This is a genomic window from Cupriavidus sp. GW822-FHT03E04, from assembly GCF_058801495.1.
Map to the genome: position 1 here is coordinate 1 of NZ_JBXANI010000041.1, position 18251 is coordinate 18251.

Annotated in this window: 17 protein-coding genes; all 17 read right to left on the reverse strand. The window is 65.6% G+C overall.

Going from position 1 to position 18251, the window contains the following annotated elements; translation table 11 throughout:
- Positions 1 to 129 precede the first annotated feature (129 nt).
- The 17 genes from AC1RQC_RS37165 to AC1RQC_RS37245 all read right to left on the reverse strand — a co-directional run bounded on the left by AC1RQC_RS37165 (position 130) and on the right by AC1RQC_RS37245 (position 17643).
- A complete protein-coding gene (locus AC1RQC_RS37165; protein WP_492886409.1) occupies positions 130 to 783 on the reverse strand; it encodes an LbetaH domain-containing protein in 654 nt (217 codons plus the stop codon).
- A complete protein-coding gene (locus AC1RQC_RS37170) occupies positions 774 to 1595 on the reverse strand; it encodes an NAD-dependent epimerase/dehydratase family protein (protein ID WP_492832836.1) in 822 nt (273 codons plus the stop codon). The genes AC1RQC_RS37165 and AC1RQC_RS37170 overlap by 10 nt, the downstream gene beginning before the upstream one ends.
- A gap of 8 nt (positions 1596 to 1603) precedes the next feature.
- Positions 1604 to 2674, reverse strand: a complete 1071-nt coding sequence (locus AC1RQC_RS37175) for an FkbM family methyltransferase (RefSeq protein ID WP_150992975.1) — start codon at positions 2672 to 2674, stop codon at positions 1604 to 1606.
- A 108-nt stretch (positions 2675 to 2782) separates the two neighbouring features.
- A complete protein-coding gene (gene rfbC, locus AC1RQC_RS37180) occupies positions 2783 to 3328 on the reverse strand; it encodes a dTDP-4-dehydrorhamnose 3,5-epimerase (protein WP_309408345.1) in 546 nt (181 codons plus the stop codon).
- Positions 3325 to 4608, reverse strand: a complete 1284-nt coding sequence (locus tag AC1RQC_RS37185; protein WP_492372384.1) for a class I SAM-dependent methyltransferase — start codon at positions 4606 to 4608, stop codon at positions 3325 to 3327. The genes rfbC and AC1RQC_RS37185 overlap by 4 nt, the downstream gene beginning before the upstream one ends.
- Positions 4605 to 5663 (reverse strand): CDP-glucose 4,6-dehydratase, encoded by a 1059-nt coding sequence (gene rfbG, locus AC1RQC_RS37190; RefSeq protein ID WP_492372392.1) that lies wholly within the window; start codon positions 5661 to 5663, stop codon positions 4605 to 4607. The genes AC1RQC_RS37185 and rfbG overlap by 4 nt, the downstream gene beginning before the upstream one ends.
- Positions 5664 to 5668: 5 nt before the next feature.
- A complete protein-coding gene (rfbF, locus tag AC1RQC_RS37195; protein WP_043353489.1) occupies positions 5669 to 6442 on the reverse strand; it encodes a glucose-1-phosphate cytidylyltransferase in 774 nt (257 codons plus the stop codon).
- Positions 6439 to 8664, reverse strand: a complete 2226-nt coding sequence (locus tag AC1RQC_RS37200; RefSeq protein WP_492886411.1) for an O-linked N-acetylglucosamine transferase family protein — start codon at positions 8662 to 8664, stop codon at positions 6439 to 6441. Before AC1RQC_RS37200 ends, rfbF begins: the two co-directional genes overlap by 4 nt.
- 111 nt (positions 8665 to 8775) lie before the next feature.
- Positions 8776 to 11016 carry an O-linked N-acetylglucosamine transferase, SPINDLY family protein gene (locus AC1RQC_RS37205; protein ID WP_492886413.1) on the reverse strand — a complete coding sequence of 747 codons (2241 nt, stop codon included), beginning with the start codon at positions 11014 to 11016 and terminating at the stop codon, positions 8776 to 8778.
- Positions 11017 to 11255: 239 nt separating this feature from the next.
- Positions 11256 to 11576 carry an EscU/YscU/HrcU family type III secretion system export apparatus switch protein gene (locus tag AC1RQC_RS37210; RefSeq protein ID WP_492372381.1) on the reverse strand — a complete coding sequence of 107 codons (321 nt, stop codon included), beginning with the start codon at positions 11574 to 11576 and terminating at the stop codon, positions 11256 to 11258.
- The gene (gene fliK / locus AC1RQC_RS37215) at positions 11573 to 12898 is read right to left on the reverse strand and encodes a flagellar hook-length control protein FliK (RefSeq protein ID WP_492832844.1); all 1326 of its coding nucleotides are present in this window, start codon (positions 12896 to 12898) and stop codon (positions 11573 to 11575) included. Before fliK ends, AC1RQC_RS37210 begins: the two co-directional genes overlap by 4 nt.
- Before the next feature lie 8 nt (positions 12899 to 12906).
- Positions 12907 to 13242: a flagellar protein FliT gene (locus AC1RQC_RS37220; RefSeq protein ID WP_492372379.1), complete on the reverse strand. Its 336-nt coding sequence runs from the start codon at positions 13240 to 13242 to the stop codon at positions 12907 to 12909.
- Between the two features lies 1 nt (position 13243).
- Positions 13244 to 13690: a flagellar export chaperone FliS gene (fliS, locus tag AC1RQC_RS37225; RefSeq protein WP_492372378.1), complete on the reverse strand. Its 447-nt coding sequence runs from the start codon at positions 13688 to 13690 to the stop codon at positions 13244 to 13246.
- A gap of 50 nt (positions 13691 to 13740) precedes the next feature.
- Positions 13741 to 15213, reverse strand: coding sequence for a flagellar filament capping protein FliD (fliD, locus tag AC1RQC_RS37230; protein ID WP_492832846.1), 1473 nt, complete (start codon positions 15211 to 15213; stop codon positions 13741 to 13743).
- 42 nt (positions 15214 to 15255) lie between these two features.
- On the reverse strand, positions 15256 to 15633 hold the full coding sequence (locus AC1RQC_RS37235; RefSeq protein ID WP_492886415.1) for a flagellar protein FlaG: 378 nt from the start codon (positions 15631 to 15633) through the stop codon (positions 15256 to 15258).
- Between the two features lie 143 nt (positions 15634 to 15776).
- Positions 15777 to 17105 carry a FliC/FljB family flagellin gene (locus AC1RQC_RS37240; protein WP_043353502.1) on the reverse strand — a complete coding sequence of 443 codons (1329 nt, stop codon included), beginning with the start codon at positions 17103 to 17105 and terminating at the stop codon, positions 15777 to 15779.
- Positions 17106 to 17319: 214 nt separating this feature from the next.
- Entirely contained in the window at positions 17320 to 17643 is a 324-nt protein-coding gene (locus tag AC1RQC_RS37245) for an RNA chaperone Hfq (protein ID WP_492372375.1), read from the reverse strand.
- Between the last annotated feature and the right edge of the window lie 608 nt (positions 17644 to 18251).

Here is an 18251-nt window from a genome sequence, read left to right on the forward strand (position 1 = left end):
ACAGTTGGTTGATCTTGCCGCTGGTTGGCTCCCCTCTCCCACTTGTGGGAGAGGGGCCGGGGGAGAGGGCGGGCGCTTGCTATGCCGCGATGCCTTCGTTACGGCACGGGCCGACAGCCTCCCGGGAACTTACAACCGGAAATACTCTTCCGCCGCTGGTTCGCGCACCGGCTTGCACACCAGATCCCCGGCATTTCCCGCGTACACCAGGCAATCTCCCGGCGTATCGCGATTGATCACGCTAACGCCCTGCGCAATCACCGAGCCATTGCCCACATGGCTGCGGCCGATGATGGCGGTATTGGGATACATCACCACGCCGTCGCCGATCATCGGGGCGGCGCCGTGGTTCTTGCCTACCGTGGAGTTCTGGTACAGCACGAGGTAATTGCCGTAGGTGGCTTTTGCCAGCACGATGCCGACCGAGTGCCCGATGAAAAAGACTTCCGGCATTTCGATCTCGTAGAACAGGTCGATGCCGTTGAGCGCCTTGTTCAGCAGGAACAGCCGCGTGCAGGCGCGGGCGTCGCCCTCGTTGCGCCAGATGGTGTTGGCCAGGTAGTAGAGGTACTGGCAGTACTGGCTGGAGTGCAGGTAGTTGAAGCGCCCTGGGTGCCACATGCGTACGGCGTTGATGCAGCGTTCCACCCGGGCCAGTGCTTGCGCCTGGTGGCGCTTGATCAGCGGCAGCAAGGTCTCTGCCTTGCCGTCCGGCACCAGCGCCGCGACCTGCGCGCAGGTGTAGGCGGCAAGGCTTTCAGGTGTCTGGTCGATCAGTTCCATGTTCTTGCTCCTTCCAGGTGAGCGGCCAGCACCTCGCGCACGTCGCGCGGTGCTACGCCTAGCGCGCGCAGGCGCGTCACGCTGCATACCGCCGCCGGTTGCGCCCGGGTGGACCTGGCCAGTTCGACAGCCCAGCCTGCGCGGTTGAACACGTCGGCCAGTTCGCCGTTGGAGACGTTGGCGCCGCTGGCCACGTTGAAGATTCCGCGCTCGCCCAGTGCCGACACGGTGGCCAGGGCTTGCACGACATCGTCGAGGTGGATGTAGTCACGCACCAAGGCGGCATCGCTGTCGAGCTGGAACGCGCGCTCGGTCGATGCGCGCTGCAGCCATTCGGAGAGAAAGCCAGGCGAGCCCGGCGACCAGTCGAAGACGCAGGACAGCCGCGCCACGGCTGTGCGCTCCGGCGCGAGCGTGAGGCACAGGTTTTCGCCGAGCGCCTTGGAGAGGTCGTAGAGATGCCGCGGGTTGGCTGGCTGCAGCGTGAGCGCGCCGGCCTCGTCGCCTACCGGCAGCGCGGAGCTGTCATACAGGCGGGTGGAGGAGAGATAGACCAGGTGGTCCCAGCGGCCCGCCTGCAGCAGCCGGGCCAGCAAGCCGACATGGGCTTCGACCGTATCGAAGGGGCGCGCGGCAAAGTCGGCGGTCAGGCCGGCGCAATAGAACACGCGGCCGAGGTCGCGCGCCAGCAGGCCGGGGTCGTCCCGGCCGGGCACATGGACTTCATGCCCGGCCTGGCGCAGCGCCTGGACCAGGCGCTGGCCGACAAAGCCGGCGCCACCGATCACGGTACAAGGTACGGAGCCGGGCATGTCTGGCCTCACGACAACGGGTGATGCAGCGCCGGGTCACGGTGCCACAGCAGCTTGGGGCTCACGCCATGGCACACGGAGAAGTCCGCGCCCTGCAGCAGGGACGGGTCCTTGACGGCGACCATGTTGAAGCCGTGCGCCGGGCCTTCCAGGTAGACCTCGTCGACCGGGATCAGCTCGATGGGGCGGCCGGCCATGTCCACGTTGGAGTTGAAGTCGCGCACCGCGAACACGCTGTAGCCGAAGCCCTGGAGCAGCTGGATGATCTCCGCGTTCTCCAGGCCGTTGCTCCAGTCCACGTAGTGGCGGTGCACCTCGAACACGATGTTCGGGGCATCGGGCGCCGGGCGCGACAGTTGCTCGCGCGCGCCCTTGAACACGTCAAGCTCGGCGCCTTCGATGTCCAGCATGATCAGGCTGAGCTTGTCGAGCTTTTGCTGGGCGCAGTAGTCGTCGATGGTGATGGTGGCAAAGCTGTCGTCGCCGGCAGCGCCATCGGCGCGCTCGGCGTGGGCGAAGGAGTCGTTGCCGACCAGGCGCAGCTGGGTGCTGCTGTCCGACCACAGGCCCAGGCGCCAGCTGTGGATGTTCTCCACATGGTTGAGCTGCGCGTTGTTGCGCAGCATGCCGAGCTGGTCGGCATTGGGCTCGAACGCGTGGCAGGCGCCGCCGGCGGCCGCCAGCTGCTTGGCCATCAGGATCACCTGGTCGCCGAAGTAAGCGCCGCCAATTACCGCGTTGCCGCCGTTCTGGCACAGCTTGACCAGCAGCTTGGTGGTTTGCGGCTCCCATACGTGGTCCGGCTGCGCCGGCGTGCTCATCAGGAAATCGCGGGCGATCTTGGTGCGGTAGAGGAACTCGAACACGGTGCCATCGGCCAGCGTCTTGCGCAGGCGCGATTCGTCGTCGTACATGGCGTCGACGATGGGGCCTGTGATGTCATCGCGCACGCTGCCTTCGTAGCCGGAAAGGTCTTGCTCGATGGACTTGCACAGCGCGACCAGCCGGTCGCGCGCGGCCGCGCTGGTGCCAACTTCGCGCAGGGCTTTGGACAGTTTCTGCAATTGATCGGTACTCATGGAATGGCTCCGCAGTTTGGCTTGTTGGTCGGCTTCGCTGACCGGTTGGATTTGATGATTCGGCAATTCGGGAAATTCGGTGTTTCGGTGTTTCGGGCAATACGAAATTCAATAACAACTGACCGCTGCCAGGCACGGCAGTGCAAGGTCCTTGGCCGAGATCAGCCGGTTCTCGCAAGGCGGCCAGGCGATGCCGATCTCGGGATCGTCCCAGCGCACACCGCCGCTGTGGGCAGGCGCGAATGGCACGGTCATCTGGTAGAAGACTTCGGACAGATCCGTCAGGGTCTGGAAACCGTGCGCCACGCCCCTGGGGATATACAGCGCGCGCTGGTTCTGCGCCGTCAGCTCCACCGAAAACCACTGGCGGTAGCTTGGCGAGTAGGGGCGCAGGTCCAGGATCGCATCGAAGATGGCGCCGGTGGTGACGCGCACCAGCTTGTCCTCGCCGGCAGGCTCGTACTGGAGATGCATGCCACGCAGGATGCCGGCCCGGGTATTGCGCGAGATGCTCTGCTGCACAAAGCGCCCGTTCAGCCCGTGGTCCGCGAAGGCATCCACGCAAGCCGTGCGCGCAAAGAAGCCGCGCTCGTCCGCCAGGGGCTCCGGGTCCACCAGCCATGCGCCTTCGATGGGGGTCCGCGTGAAAATCATGGCAGCACCGCGGTTTCCGGAATGGCCACCACGAAGCGGCCGCCCCATTCGCGGATGCCGGCCATCTGCGCGATGACTTCGTCCTTGATGTTCCAGGGCAGGATCAGCAGGTAGTCGGGCTTGTCGCTGAAGACCTGCTCGGGCGCCACCACCGGGATGCGGGTGCCGGGCAGCAGGCGGCCCTGCTTGGTGGGATTGCGATCGACCACGTAGTCGATGAAGTCGGTGCCGGCGCCGCAGTAGTTGAGCAGCGTATTGCCCTTGGCGGCGGCGCCATACGCCGCGATGCGCTTGCCGGCATTGCGGGCTTCGATCAGGAAGGCGAGCAGGTCGCGCTTGGCCTTGCGCACGCGCTCGGCAAAGCCGGCATACAGCGCGGCCGAGCGCAGCCCGGCGACGCGTTCTTCTTCCAGCGTGGCGGCCACCGAGGGGCGGGTCGCGTGGTTGGCGTCGGCATGGCAGGCAAACACGCGCAGGCTGCCGCCATGGGTGGGCAGGTGCTCGATATCGAACACGCGCAGGCCGGCCCGGGCGAATACCGGCTCCAGCGCCGATAGCGACAGGTACGAGTAGTGCTCGTGATAAAGCGTGTCGAACTGGTTCTGCTCGATCAGGCGCAGCAGGTGCGGAAACTCCAGCGTGATCACGCCCTGGGCCTTGAGCACCAGCGGCATGCCGCCGACGAAGTCGTTGATGTCCGGCACATGCGCCAGCACGTTGTTGCCCAGCAGCAGGTCCACTTCCCAGCCTTGCTGGCGCAGCGCGCGCGCGGTGTCGCGGCCAAAGAACAGCTCGCGGCTGTCCACGCCCTTGGCGCGTGCGGCGGCGGCGGTGTTGGCGGTGGGCTCCACGCCCAGGCAGGGAATGCCGGCTTGCACGAAGTATTGCAGCAGGTAGCCGTCGTTGCTGGCCAGCTCCATCACGCGGCTGTCGGCGTTCAGGCCGAGGCGGTGGGTCATGGTGCTGACATAGCGCTGCGCGTGCTCCAGCCATGACGACGAGTACGACGAGAAGTAGACGTAGTCGTCGTGAAAATGTGTTTGGGCAGGCGTGGCGTCGCGCAATTGTACGAGCCAGCAGTGCTGGCACACCATCGCATGCAGCGGGTAGAAGGTTTCCGCCAGGGCCAGGTCGTCCGCCTTGATGAACGCGTTGGAGACTGGCGACAGGCCAAGGTCCACCACGGTCTGCGCGAGCGGCTGGCCACAGGAACGGCAGGCCGCGTCGCTGGCAGCGTGGCTGGAATGGGTAGCGGGAATGGCGTGGGCAGCGTCTGTCATACGCAGAATTGCTCGATTTGTCGTTCGGTAACGGACCGCGCCTGGGCCGGAGCTTCATGCACGGCACGGTACCAGTGGGCGGTAGCGGCAAGGGCCTGGTCGAGCGGCCAGCGCGGCTCCCAGCCAAGCAGTCCTCTGGCCAGCGCAGAGTCCAGGTGAAGGTTGCGGGCTTCGTGCGGTGCGGCGCCGGCGGGATCCGGGCGATGCTCCCAGCGCAATTCGGGCCAGTGTTGCGCCAGTCGCGCCAGCACCGCGCCCACGGCGAGGTTGTCGGCGGCTTGCGGGCCGAAGTTGAAGGCGCGCGCAAGCGCTTGCTCTCCGGCCATCAGGCGTGCGCCGAGCAGCAGGTAGCCGTGCAGGGCTTCCAGCACATGCTGCCAGGGCCGCGTTGCCTGCGGGTTGCGGATTTCGAGCACCGCGCCGGCGGCGGCCGCGCGTGCGGCATCGGGCACCAGGCGATTGTCGGACCAGTCGCCGCCGCCGATGACATTGCCGGCGCGCGCGGTGGCGACCAGCACGCCGCGTTCGGCCAGGAAGGCATTGCGATAGCTGGCGGCAACCAGCTCGGCCGCGGCCTTGCTGGCGCTGTACGGGTCATGCCCGCCGAGCGGGTCGGTCTCGCGGTAGCCCCAGAACCATTCCTTGTTGTCGTAGCACTTGTCGGTGGTGATGACCACCACGGCACGTACCGAAGGGCAGTGGCGCACCGCTTCCAGCAGGTTGACCGTGCCCATGACGTTGGTGGCCCAGTTGGCCACCGGGTCGCGATAGCCGGCCCCGACCAGCGGCTGCGCCGCCAGGTGGAAGACGATCTCCGGCTGCGCTGCCTGCATGGCGGCAGCCAGCGTGCTCGCATCGCGGATGTCAGCCAGGTGGTGGGCGTGCAGCGTGCTCTGGACGCCCGCCGCAGTGAACAGGCCGGCCGGCGATTCGGGCGCCAGCGCATAGCCTGTCACCCGCGCGCCGAGGCGAGCCAGCCATAGCGCGAGCCATGCGCCCTTGAAGCCGGTGTGGCCGGTCACGAAGACCGGCCGGCCGGTGTAGCCGTCTAGCATGCGGGTCACCATGTCTTCCAGGGTGCCGCGCCGGATTGCCACAACTGCTCCAGCATGTTCTTCTCGCGCAGGGTGTCCATCGGCTGCCAGAAGCCCTGGTGCTCGAACGCCAGCAAGTGCCCGCGCGTGGCGAGCTCTTCCATGGGGGCTTGCTCCCAGCTCGTCTTGTCGTCGGCGATCAGGTCGAGTACCTCGGGCTGCAGCACAAAGAAGCCGCCATTGATCCAGGCGCCGTCGCCGCGCGGCTTTTCCGCGAAGCCGGCCACCATGCCTTCGCTGGTACGCTCGAGCGCGCCGTAGCGTCCCGGCGGCTGCACCGCCGCCACCGTGGCCCAGCGGCCGTGGTTGCGGTGAAAGGCGATCTCGGCGGTGAGGTCGATGTCGGACACGCCGTCGCCATAGGTAAAGCAGAACGGCTCGCCAGGCGTGAGGTACTCGCGCACGCGCCGCAGGCGGCCGCCGGTCTGCGATTCCTCGCCGGTATCCACCAGCGTCACGCGCCACGGCTCGGCCTTGCGGCAGTGCACGTCCATGCGGTTTTCCGACATGTCGAAGGTCACATCCGACATATGCAGGAAGTAGTTGGCGAAGTATTCCTTGATGACGTAGCCCTTGTAGCCCAGGCAGATGACGAAGTCATTGATGCCGTGTGCGGCATACATCTTCATGATGTGCCACAGGATCGGCTTGCCGCCCACTTCAATCATGGGCTTGGGACGCAGGTGGGACTCTTCGGATATGCGGGTACCCAGCCCGCCCGCCAGGATGACGGCTTTCATGCTGCTTCCTCCAGCACCTGGATGCCCAGGATTTCGTAGGTCGAAGGTTTGCCCTGGCTATCGAGCAGGGCCAGGTCGAGGCCGAACTGCTGCTGCAGGATATCGGCCACGGGACTCGTGTCATGACCGCCTTCGCGCATCCGCACGCTGAGCAGGCGGTAGAGCGGCAGGTGGTACGGACGCAGGTTGACGGCTTCCATCAGTAGTTCGAGCGCACGGTCGTAGCGGCCTTCGCGCTGGGCCATCTCGCCCAGCGCGAAGGCGATCAGCCAATGCTTGCTCCACTTGGCCGACATGTTTTCCAGCAGGCTGTTCAACTCGATATGGCGTCCTTCCTGCAGAAGCAGCCCGATGGTCAGCACCAGTTCTTCCATCGAATGCCAGGCGCCATTGCAGAACACGCCGTCCTGCGTACGCGGCTTGAGGTGGCTCACATCCCGGTGCTGGCTGATCAGATGCGCCGCCTGGTCTTCGAACCAGCGCGTGAATCCGGCCACGTCGGCGATGGCGCTCTTCTCGAAGCGATGCCGCAGGGAGAGTCGCAGCGCGTTGAGCTGCTCCACGTCCGCGGCAAGCTGCGCGGCCATCTCGACGTAGGCCTGCTCCGTTTCGCAGACCAGGCCGCCCAGGCCTACGGCGTGCAGGAAGGGCGCGGAGACGCGGGTGTGGAATGCCGGGCCGGCCAGCGAGATCACGGGCACGCCCATCCAGAGCGTGTCGCAGGTCGTGGTGCCGCCGGTGACCGGCGAGGTATCCAGTGCGATATCGATGTCGTGGTAGGTCAGGTACTGGTTCTTGCCTTCCCGGGGGATGCAGGTGACGCGCTGCGTGTCGATGCCGGCTTGCTGCATGCGCTCCAGCAGCGGCACCTTCACTTCATCCGTATCGAGCCCTGCCGCCTCGACCAGCAGCCGGCTGCCAGGGCAGCGCGCCAGGACGGCGCTCCACATCCGCAGGGTCCGGTCGGTCAGCTTGCCGATGTTGTTGCAGGAGCCGAAGGTAATGAAGCCATTGCGCAGCGCCGGCGTTTCCCTGACCTGGTATTCGGTCTGATAGACCGTCAGCGGATTGCCAACCAGCGGGTGGTAGACGGCAAACGGGCCGGGTGCGCGCAGCAGGTTCTCGGTGTAGTTGGGCTCTGCCCCGGCCGGATCCCCGATCCAGTCGGTCACGCGATGCTGCACTGCCGGCATGCCGGTGCTGCCAGGATAGCCAAGCCAGGTGAGCTGCACCGGAGCCAGGCCGTGGACCATGTAGTGCAGCGGCGAGGTGCCCGTATATCCGCCAAGGTCGATCAGCACATCGACGTTTTCCTCGCGGACCAGCTTGACGATTTCACCATCCGGCTTATTGGCCAGGCTGACGAAGCGGTCGCAGTAGATGGAAATCTTGTGCGTGACGTTGTCGTGATAGGCGTGCAGGCTGAGCGCCACGACTTCGAACCTGGCGCGGTCGAGGTTGGCGATCAGCGGGATCAGGAAGTAGGCGCAGGCATGCTTGTACAAGTCGTTCGACAGGATGCCGATACGGATCCTGTCCGAGCGGGGGCGGGGCTGCACGGGCAACGCCGGCAGCCGCTCGCGCGCCAGCACTTGCGCATACCTGGAGGCTTCGGCCAGCAAGTCTTGCGCGCTCGTCTTCTCGCCGAAGAGAAGCATGAACAGCAGGTTCGAGCGGATGTTCTTGTTGGTTGGCGCGGTTGCCGCGGCGCGGCGCAACACCCGGATCGCGTCCTCGGCAAAGCCGGTGTTTTTCAGGTCGTTGGCATAGTTGGCCAGGATCGCCGGATGATCCGGGGCGATCTCGATGGCCTTGAGCGAGGCTTGCTTGGCTTCGGCATGCATGCCCAGCTTGTTCAGCACGATGGCGTAGTTCGCCCAGCCTTCAAGGCACCGCGGGTGGGATGCCACGCAGTCTCGCAGCATGGTCCTGGCGTCCTCCAGCTTGCCCATCGCTGCAAGGATGCGCGCGCACATGGACGCGATCTCAGGCTGGCCGGGATGCGCGGCCAGTCCTTCCTGGGCGAAACGGTACGCGTCGTCGAGGCGATGCAGTTCCAGCGATGAAAAAGCCGCCCAGTAGTAGGGCTTGGCCATATGCGGGGCGAGCTTCCTGGCCTTCTCCGCATGGACGATGGCTTCCTCGAAGTGGCCAGAGAAATGACTGGCTTCGGCCTTCTTGTTATGCTGGTCCGCTTTGGCGTTGAATGCGAAGTTCTTCATAGGGTAAGGGTGGATTTGCCGGGCCGGCAGGCCGTTGCAGGGCAACACCCAGCCGCAACGGCGCCGGGCGGATGAGCCCGGGGGCGGTCCGCACCCCGGGCGAGCGGTAGCTCATGCATGTGCCGGCTCGGCTTGCATTGGCTGGCTGACGTCGATGCCGAGGATTTCCAGCACCGTTGGCGCACCCTGCTGTTCGACGAGTGCCAGCGGCACCCCGAGTTGCTGCAGCATGAATTCGCCAAGCGAGCCCTTGTCGTACTGGTACTCGTCGAGCCGCGCGCTAAGCAGGCGGTACAGCGGCAGGTGATAGGGCCGCAGGCCAACGCTCTCCATCAGGTAATCGACCGCGGTGTCGTGCTGCCCGGCGCGATGTTCGATCTCGGCGAGTGCGTAGGGAACGATCCAGTGCCTGGGCCACTTCGCCGAGAAGTTATCGAGCAGCGCCCGCAGTTCCACGTAGCGGCCCGCCTCCAGCAGTCCAGCGACGGCAATCACGATTTCCGCCATGGTGTGCCAGGTGCCGGAGAAGTACACGCCGTCGTGCGGGCCGGGCGTGCTGTCGACCGGGCGGTGCGGCTTGAGCGCTTCGGTGAGCTGGTCTTCCATCCAGCGCGCGAAGGCGGCGCTGTCGGCCAGGGGACTCTGCTCGAAACGCTGCCGCAGCGACAGGCGCAAGGCGTTGAGCTGGTTTGCGTCCGCGGCCAGTTGCGCGGCCATCTCGACGTACGCTTCGTCGCTGTGGCAGATCAGGCCACCCAGGCCGAGCGCATGCAGGAAGCTGGCGGACATCCGCGAGTGGAAGGCCGACCCCGCCAGCGTGATCACCGGCACCCCCATCCACAAGGCGTCGCAGGTGGTGGTGCCGCCGGTCAGCGGCGCGGTGTCCAGCATGATGTCGATGTCGTGATAGGTCAGGTACTGGTTCGTCGCCAGCCGGGGGACGCAGGCGACCCGGGCCGGATCGATGCCGGCCTGGGCCAGGCGCGCCAGCAGGGGGCCGCTGACGGCGTCGTTGTCGAGGTCGCGTGCTTCGATCAGCAGGCGGCTGTCCGGGCAGCGGGCCAGAACCGCGCTCCACAGGGCCACGGTCTGCTCGGTGATCTTGCCCAGGTTGTTGCAGGAGCCGAAGGTGATCGCGCCGGTGCGCAGCGCCGGCGTCTCCTGGACCCTGTATTTCGGGCCGTACGCATTGAGCGGGCTGTGCACCAGCGGCGCATACGTGCAGAAGACGGTGGGCGCCCTGAGCAGGGTTTCAGTGTAGTGGGGCTCGAAGCCTTCCGGGTCGCAGGTCGCGTCGCTGATGCGGTACTGGATGGACTTCAGGCCGGTGCTGCCGGGATAGCCAAGCCAGGTCATCTGCACCGGCGCCAGCTCGTGCACCATGTATGGCAGCGGCGAATTGCCGGTATGGCCGCCGAGATCCATCACGACGTCGAGCTGCGCGTCGCGGATGGTCTGCACGATGTCGGTGGTGGTTCTTCCCGCCAGTTCGATGAACTCGTTGGCGTGCAGGCGGATCTTGTCCGTGACGTGGTCGCTCTGCGGGTTGAGCGAGAGCGCCACCACTTCCACCCGGGAGCGGTCCAGATGTGCCATCAGCGGCAGGATGAAGTAGGCGCAAGCGTGGCGCAGCAGGTCGTTCGAGAATAGGCCCAGGCGGATCGGACCGCTGGTGCGCCGCGGCGCAATGTCGTTGCGCGGCAAGCGCGGGCCGTCCAGCAGCAGCGTTTCGTAGGTTCTGGCTTCGCGCAGCAGGTCAAGCGCCGTGGTCTCCTGGGCGAACAACATCGCGAACAGCAGGTTGGCCCGGATGGCGAGGCTGCGCGGTGCCAGCTTCACCGCCTTGCGCAGCGCCGGCATGGCCTCCACCATTTCGCCCGTCTCCTTCAGGGCCAGGGCGTAGTTGCAGGCCGCAGTGGCTTCGTTGGGGTCGATCGCCAGTGCCTTGCTGGCGGCTTCCTTGGCCGCCGCGGGTTCGCGCAACTCCAGCAGCAGGGCGGCGTAGTGCACCCACGCGCTCAGCGAGCCGGGAGCGGCGCCGACGCAGTGCAGCAGCAGTTGCCTGGCTTGCTCGTGCTCGCCGTTGCGCAGCAGGACGAAACCGCCAAGAGACATCAGCTCGATGTCGTCGGGGAAATGCTGCAGCCCGTCGCGCAGGATCTCGCCGGCCTTCTTCGTATCCTGCAGGGCCAGCCAGGCTGCCATCTGCCAGTAAGAGGCGTCGGCCCGCTTGCCGAGGATCTGCTCCGCCTTTTCGGCTTCTCTGAGTACAGCGCGGTACTGGCCGGCCTGGTAGGCTGCGCGAGCCTTCTCGATCTGGCGGGGAGACTTGCTAGCGTTGGTAGGTTTCATCGGTTGGGCCCGTCTTGGCGGGCTGGTACAGGCAATGCGCTTATTGGCGACGCCGCCGCGTACCGGGAAAGGCGGTGTCGCGGCGGCATCGCCAGGCTGTTCCGGCCCCTGAAAGTTATCAGGACGACAGGCACGGGGAGGCCGGAATACAAGCCAAAAAAGAGGCTAATTCCGGAGGCGGGGCAGCAGTGGGGTGAATGCGGCGCTTTCGGGGGGGGAGGGCGGCCGCCGCCGGGGACTCAGCGAGGGCTGAACGTATTCGACGCCGGCGCGGAACCGGCTTGTGCCTCGCCCTTTTCGAGCTGATACAGCCAGGCCAGCAATTCGGCCACGGCAACGTACAACTGCTCCGGGATGCGCGAGTCCAGGTCGACCTGCATGAGCAGGGTCACCAGCGCGGGGGAGTTGTGGACATAGACGCCGCTGTCGCGGGCGCGGGCGATGATGGCGTCGGCAACGTCGCCGTAGCCCTTGGCTACCACGCGGGGACTATTGTCGCGCGTTTCGTCGTAGCTCAGCGCTACCGCGGAGCCGCGCGCGTTGTCGTCGGGTTGACTCACCGCCTGGTGCCCCCGGCCGGTTGGAAGATGCCATCCACCGCCATCGCAGTGAGATCGAGGCCGGTCGCGGCGAGGCGATCCTGGAGCTGCGCGCGCGCACCGGCCAGGAGATTGACGGAGGCGGGCGCCGCCAGGCGTGCTTCGATGCTGTTGCCGGTCAGCCTGATTCTGGCCTCCACGGTGCCAAGGTTGGGGAATTCGAGGACCAGCCGGGTCGACCAGATGCCGTCGGCAATGGCATCCGGCTCGCCCTGCCCGCGCGCGGGGTTGTCATCCTGCTCGCGCAGGATCTGCCATTGCATCGGTGTACCCGGCCACGCTTCGCCCATCCAGCGGAATTGCTGGGTTGCCAGGGTGTCGAGCTGCTGGCGCACCAAGGTGGTGGCATCGGGGTGCACGGCGGGGCCGGTGGCGCTGGCGGCTCGCAACGGGTCGGCGGCCGGCTTGCTTGCGCCGAAGATGTCGTCCGCCGAGAGATGCACCGCACGCGGCGCCGGCGTGGCTGAAGCTGCCTGGTAGGCCTGGGTTGCCTGCTGGGCGAGATGTGCCGAGGGCGTGGACGGGTTCGCGGCAGGCGCCGCCGCCGTGGAGGCGGTGCTGGGAGCGGGCGCTGAATAAGTGCTCGCGGCCTTCTGCGCTTGTGCCGGCGTGTCGGCACCGGGACCTTCTGCGGGAAGGGGGAGGCTGCCCGAATCCGTCGCGACGGCGACAGCGGTGGCTGCCTTGGCAGCCGCCTGGGCAACAGCCTGCGCCGGGGCAGGCGCCGCCGCGCCCGCGGCCGGCTGATACGTCAACTGCAATACGGGTTGTGCGGGATCCGTGGTGGCCGGCGGAGCGGGCGGGCGCCCCAGCATGGCCTGTGGCTCGCGCATCAGGCTGTCGAGCGCGCGCGTGCCGTTCAGCCACTGGCCGAGATGCGACTCATAGAACAGGCCGCTTTGCCCAACCTGGCGGGCCAGCGCGCTTGCCAGCGAGCCGGCCTGGCCGCTGCCAGGCGGTGTGGCCACGATGGGCGCCGCGCTGCGCAGCGGCGCGGCGTCGGTGCCGTCCAGGATATCGAGGATGACGCGCGCGGCCGTGCTGAGCGACTCGCGCGCCGAAGTCGTTGCCGCGCCTTCGGGCGCAGGCGGCATGCCGGTACCGACCGTTCCAGCCCGGCCTTGCTGCACGGTGTTGCCGCCCTCGGCAGACCCCACCATGTCGGTGACGGTGCCAACCGGCTGCAGGGCTGCGAGCTTGGCTACGGTAAGGGCGGACTTGAGCGCCTGCGGATCCGCGCGCAGGGCAAGCGATACATCTGCCGGAAGGTTGATGCCGATCATTCGCCGTATCAGGCCGGCGAGCCGTAGGCGTGATGCAGTTCCTGGCGGCGGCGCGAGTTATTCAGCAGGTACCCCAATTCCTCCATCTTCGGCGTGACCAGGTTGCGGATGGCGGCATCCTGCGACAGGATGTTTTCCAGCATCCGGTAGCGGTAGCGCCGCTCTTCGGCGCTCAGCAATGCCACGTCATCGATGCTCTTCAACGTGCTGACCTGGGTGACGTATCCGTTCTGCAGCGCGCACAGGGTATCCCAATTGCCCGCGCGCGCGGCTTCGCACATCAGGCCGGACAGGCGCAGCAGTTCTTCGTAGCAGGCGATGATCTTCTTCTTTTGCGGCAGCATGTCAGGACCCTATGGAGACCGCTTCCCTCGGCATGGACGCCTGGGGCGCAGGCTCCGGCATGGCTGCCGGATCGATCTGGCTCCACGCCGAGGCGATGTCGGCCAGCAGCTTGTCCACCTCGTTGAAGCGGCTCTCGTCGTTATGCAGGTTGGCTAGCATCAGCTGCCGGGTCATGTAGTCGTAGAGCGCATCGAGATTGCCGGCAAGCTCGGCGCTGGCGCCATGATCCAGCGACGCGCGCAGCCCGCTTTCGATGATGTTGATGGCGTTGGAGACGGCTTTGCCTTTCTCGGCGATTTTGCCTGCTTCCATGTGGAACTTGGCGCGGGCGATCGCCGCCCGTGCACCATCGAACAGCATGACGATGAGGCGGTGCGGCGAGGCACTCATGGCCCCGGTCTCGTGGCCGACATTGGTGTAGGCGTTGGCGGCGGTGCGTGCGTACATGGCGGCGCTCCCTGAGTTTGTTATGACGTGTGCGAGAAACCTGGCCGGGCTCAGCCCGAAGTGCTGCTCGAAGAGCTGAACTGCTGCGTCAGGTAAGTCTTGGTCGAGTTCAGCTGTGCCATCAGCGTGTCCAGGTTCTGGAACTCGGTCTGGTATTGCGCCACCGCGGCATCGATCTGGGCCGACACATCGGTGTACTGGGTCGCGAGCGACTTGAGCGTGGCGTTGACACCGTTGGTGGCGGTAGTCAGTGCGCCCGTGGGCGAGACAAAGCCCGCCGCCGCGCTCGACAGCTGGTTGCCGTAGCCCGACTTGCCGTCGGTGCCGCTGAACAACTGCGCGACGCCCGTGCGGTTGGTGGTGAGTGCGGTATTGAGCTTGCTCGAATCCAGCGACATGCTGCCGTCGGCGTTGAAGCTGATGCCGATCTGCGTCAGGTTGGTCAGGCCGGTGGTGCCGGTGGCCGTCTGCGGGGTATTGATCACGTTGCGCAGCTGGTTCTCGATCACGCGCAGCGTGGAGTCGCCCAGCAGCGCGCCGGCGGTCTTGGTGCTCGGGTCGTAGGCGGAGAGCTGGGCCGCCGTGGACTGCAGGGTGTTGTACGCGGTGACGAAGCTCTGCACACCGGTAGCCATGGCACTGGTGTTGCTGGCCACGTTCACCGTGCTGGTGCCGGTGGTGGCCAGGTTAAGGGTCACGCCCTGGGCCGCGCCCTGGACCGAATTGCTGGCACTGGTGATCGCCAGGCCGTTGATGCTGAGCTTGGCGTCCTGTGCCGCGATGTTCTGCGTCATCGCCGTCGTGCCGCCCGGGTTGTACGTCAGCAGGTTGCTGATGGTGGTGGGGTCGCCGCTGCCGTTGCTGCTGACCGAAACACTCATGCTCGAAGCAGCGCCGGTGGTGTTCGAGGTCAGCACCAGGTGATAGGGCGTGCTGCTGCCGTCGTTGACGATACTGGCGGTAACGCCGGCATTGGCGGCATTGATGGCGTCGCGGATGCCGCTCAGCGTATTGTTGGTGCCGTTGATGTTGATCGACGCTGCCGCGGCGCTGCCGGGTGTGAAGGTGGTCGTGCCGCCGCTGGTGGTGGTGGTGCCGAACTGGATCTGGATGGTGGCGCTGCCCAGCTGCTGGCCGGTGCTGTCGGTGATGCCGTTCGAGACCAGCGTCTGCGACTGTGCCAGCTGCGAGACGTTGACGGCATAGCTGCCCGCCACCGCGGTATTGTCGGCCGAGGTGCTCAGCACGCTGGTGTTGCTCGACGAGGTGGTGGTGCTGTTGTACAGGCTGGCCGTGCCCAGGGCGGTGGCGGCGGACTGGAACGAGGCCAGCGCCCCCTGCAGCACGCCATAAGCTGAAAGCTGGGTGTTGACCGCGCTCTGCTGATCGGTGATCGGGGTGAGCTTGAGCTGTTCCGCCGATTTCAGATTGGTCAGCAAAGTGCTCAGATCCAGGCCGGAACCAACACCAAGCGACGAAATCGCTGAACCGCTTGTCGAACTCGTTGCACTCGTTGAACTCATGATGCGTACCTGTGGTTTATGTGTGCGGGGAGAGGCGCCCGATCAGGCGGTTTGGTGAATCAGCAGGCCCTGCAGCTTATCAATGGCGCGGACAATGCGCAGGACTTCTTTTGTGGGGAACTGGCGAATCGTCTCGCCGGAGACCTTGTCCACGACACTCGTGACCATTCTGTGCGTGGCTTTGTCGATGCTGACGCGGACCTCGAGCGGGGTGGCCTCCAGTGCCTCGTTGAGGCTCTTCAGCGCACTGTCCAGCCCGGTGCTGCCGGCCGCATGGGCGCTGTCGGCCGGCTTCGATTCCGCTGGCCCCGAACCCGGATCCGCCTGGCTTCTCGCCGCTCCGGCGGCACCAACGGACGATGCCGGCCCGGCGGTGAGCGTGGCCGGCATTGGCAGTAGCGGTTCGGTCGAACTGATCATGATCTGTTCTCGCAGCGTTGGGTCTGTGCACAAAAGGCTTCGGTGGAAACGCTTTCAGAGCGGAGACCGCTCTGAAAACATTCCCGGCAGGACGGGCCCGGGTAGAGCCCGTCCTGCTAGGAGACCGCCGTCTGTTGCGAGAATTAACGCAGCAGCGACAGCACGCCTTGGTTCGACTGGTTGGCCTGGGCCAGCACAGACGTACCTGCTTGTTGCAGGATCTGGGCGCGCGACATGTTCGACACTTCGGTCGCGTAGTCAGCGTCCTGGATGCGCGAGCGCGAAGCCGACAGGTTGGTCACAGCCGAGCCCAGGTTGGTGATGGCCGAGTTGAAGCGGTTCTGCACTGCGCCCAGCGAGCTGCGCAGCTTGTCGACCGTGGCCAGCGCCTTGTCGATCAGGGCCAGCGGGTTGGTGCTGCCCGAGCCAGTGAACTGGGCCGTTGCGGTGGTGGTGCCGGCGGTGCTCAGCTCGATTTGGGTGGCATCCGTGACCGACGTGGTGGTCGAGCCGCCGTTGGCCTGGGCGCCAGCCTGCGTACCGGCGGACAGCGCGTAGTTGTTGCCGCCTTGGGTGATGAAAGCGACTGCAGCGCCGCTGGTGTTGGCGCCGACCTTGACCAGCTGGCCAGCCACGGTGTTGCCGGTGTTGCCGTTGGCGGCATCGCCGATCTTCACTTGCACCTTGTTCAGGGTGACGTTGCCGGTGGCGGCGTCGACCGAGGCAGCGTAGTTGTCGTTGCCGTACTTGACCACGTAGTTGCTGGTGGCGTTGCCGGCGGTGTCCAGCACGTTGTTCAGGGTCAGGGAGCTGGTGCTGACGGTCGAGCCGACGACGGCGGACAGGGCGTTGGCAGCCGAGGTCAGGTTGACCGAAACCGGTGCGGAGCCGGTGGCGGCTGCAACCGTGGTGATGGCGCCGCTGGTGCTCAGTGCGTTCTTGGCCACCGTGAAGCCGGTCATGCCCAGGGTCTTCGAGCTGATTTCTTGCAGGCCGATCGAGATGGTCTGGCCGTCTTGGGCGCCGACTTGCACGCTCAGCGGGGTGGCGGTGGACGACAGGACCTTGACGCCGTTGAAGTCGGTTTGTTGCGAAGTGCGGTCGATTTCAGCCAGACGTTGCGTGATTTCGTCCTGGATCGATTGCAGGTCGCTTGCCGAGTTGCTGCCCGTTGCGGCTTGGACGGACAGGGTACGGATAGCTTGCAGGTTGTTGTTGACTTCGTTCAGCGCGCCTTCAGTCGTTTGCGCCAGCGAGATGCCGTCGTTGGAGTTGCGCTGTGCTTGCGTCAGGCCGTTGATGTTGGCGGTGAAGCGGTTGGCGATCGCCTGGCCGGCGGCGTCGTCCTTGGCGCTGTTGATACGCAGGCCCGACGACAGACGCTGGATCGCGCTGTTCAGCGACGATTGCGAAGCGTTCAGGTTGTTCTGCGTCATCAGGGACAACGTGTTGGTATTGATGGTCATCGACATGGTACGACTCCTATTCTTTACAGTAGATTGTGCAATCCGGCTGCTGCCGCAACGTTGGCTGCCAGGCAATGCTGGGCGAGAAGTGCCACCGTTGTTTGGGTTATCGGTTGGTGCCGGAAAAGATTTAGAGTGATCTTTGCGATGGATTGAAACTGAGTGGCGGATTCGGCGCGAAACGAGCCCCGCCGGGCCTGCGGCGTGACGCCGGCAACGCCTAGCGGCGCTTGCGGGTACGCGGTGTATATAAGCTGACAAAATCCGGCGAGGTCTCCGCCCCGGGCACGCAGGCCATGGCCTCGGGGGCGTGAGCCGGCGTGATCACGGCGATGGAATGCTTGTAGACGATCTGCGGAAGCGGGTCCTGCGCAGACTCTGCCAGCAGCACCATATAGTTGTCCGCCGCCATGATCACGCCGTGCAGTCGAATGCCGTTCGATAAATGCACGACGACAGGATTGCGACTTGCGCTGTGGGTGGAGAGCTGCAGGTGCTGCAGTTTCCGGCTCGGGCGATCGATCCTGGTTACCTTCTTGTTCACAACTTCTCCGGAAGAGCCCGCTCGGGTTCTGGCGGCTGGCAACGGTCCAATAACTGGGCCTGGGCAATGCGGTGTGACAGCACGGCTGGGCGCCGGCTGTGGCGCGGCCTGGGCTGGGCGGGGGATGAAACATCCGCTCTCGGTGCTGGCGCGGGACGGCGAGGCGGCATGGGCCGGGACCGGACCTGGGTTGTGTCCAGGCGGTGGGTCCGATGCTGCTCCGCAAGCTGTGGCGGGCGACGCCGCCAGAAGAGAAGGGGAATACTTCAGGGGCGAGGGTAACAAAATTTCTTACAAATCTTGACGGTTGGGGGGCGCGTCTCGTGTAGAGATTTTCCTCTAATAAAACTATTGCATCACGCTGCAAATCTATGCATTGATAGGCGCTTGCGTGGCAAGTCCCAACGCCACCTGCGCCCGCATTCCCTATCTGGCACGGGTTTGCGGGCAACAAGGTGGCCCTGGCCTGCTGCTGCGATGTATCCCATGCCGCGTATTCGCCACTTGAGTGACATTTTCGACACTTTTTCTATCAGAGTTATCCCTGATAGAAATTGGATTTACACCTCATGTAAGCAGGTTTATATTCGCTTCAGGGCCTTTCGGCT

What these genes read in the sequence shown, in the direction of transcription:
- AC1RQC_RS37220 (WP_492372379.1), bottom strand. Translation starts at nt 13,242, where the DNA reads ATGCTGCCGCAAAAGAAGAAGATCATCGCCTGCTACGAAGAACTGCTG.
- AC1RQC_RS37185 (WP_492372384.1), bottom strand. Translation starts at nt 4,608, where the DNA reads ATGACAGACGCTGCCCACGCCATTCCCGCTACCCATTCCAGCCACGCT.
- AC1RQC_RS37240 (WP_043353502.1), bottom strand. Translation starts at nt 17,105, where the DNA reads ATGTCGATGACCATCAATACCAACACGTTGTCCCTGATGACGCAGAAC.
- AC1RQC_RS37235 (WP_492886415.1), bottom strand. Translation starts at nt 15,633, where the DNA reads ATGATCAGTTCGACCGAACCGCTACTGCCAATGCCGGCCACGCTCACC.
- AC1RQC_RS37165 (WP_492886409.1), bottom strand. Translation starts at nt 783, where the DNA reads ATGGAACTGATCGACCAGACACCTGAAAGCCTTGCCGCCTACACCTGC.
- AC1RQC_RS37205 (WP_492886413.1), bottom strand. Translation starts at nt 11,016, where the DNA reads ATGAAACCTACCAACGCTAGCAAGTCTCCCCGCCAGATCGAGAAGGCT.
- AC1RQC_RS37175 (WP_150992975.1), bottom strand. Translation starts at nt 2,674, where the DNA reads ATGAGTACCGATCAATTGCAGAAACTGTCCAAAGCCCTGCGCGAAGTT.
- rfbF (WP_043353489.1), bottom strand. Translation starts at nt 6,442, where the DNA reads ATGAAAGCCGTCATCCTGGCGGGCGGGCTGGGTACCCGCATATCCGAA.
- fliS (WP_492372378.1), bottom strand. Translation starts at nt 13,690, where the DNA reads ATGTACGCACGCACCGCCGCCAACGCCTACACCAATGTCGGCCACGAG.
- fliK (WP_492832844.1), bottom strand. Translation starts at nt 12,898, where the DNA reads ATGATCGGCATCAACCTTCCGGCAGATGTATCGCTTGCCCTGCGCGCG.
- rfbG (WP_492372392.1), bottom strand. Translation starts at nt 5,663, where the DNA reads ATGCTAGACGGCTACACCGGCCGGCCGGTCTTCGTGACCGGCCACACC.
- AC1RQC_RS37200 (WP_492886411.1), bottom strand. Translation starts at nt 8,664, where the DNA reads ATGAAGAACTTCGCATTCAACGCCAAAGCGGACCAGCATAACAAGAAG.
- fliD (WP_492832846.1), bottom strand. Translation starts at nt 15,213, where the DNA reads ATGAGTTCAACGAGTGCAACGAGTTCGACAAGCGGTTCAGCGATTTCG.
- AC1RQC_RS37170 (WP_492832836.1), bottom strand. Translation starts at nt 1,595, where the DNA reads ATGCCCGGCTCCGTACCTTGTACCGTGATCGGTGGCGCCGGCTTTGTC.
- rfbC (WP_309408345.1), bottom strand. Translation starts at nt 3,328, where the DNA reads ATGATTTTCACGCGGACCCCCATCGAAGGCGCATGGCTGGTGGACCCG.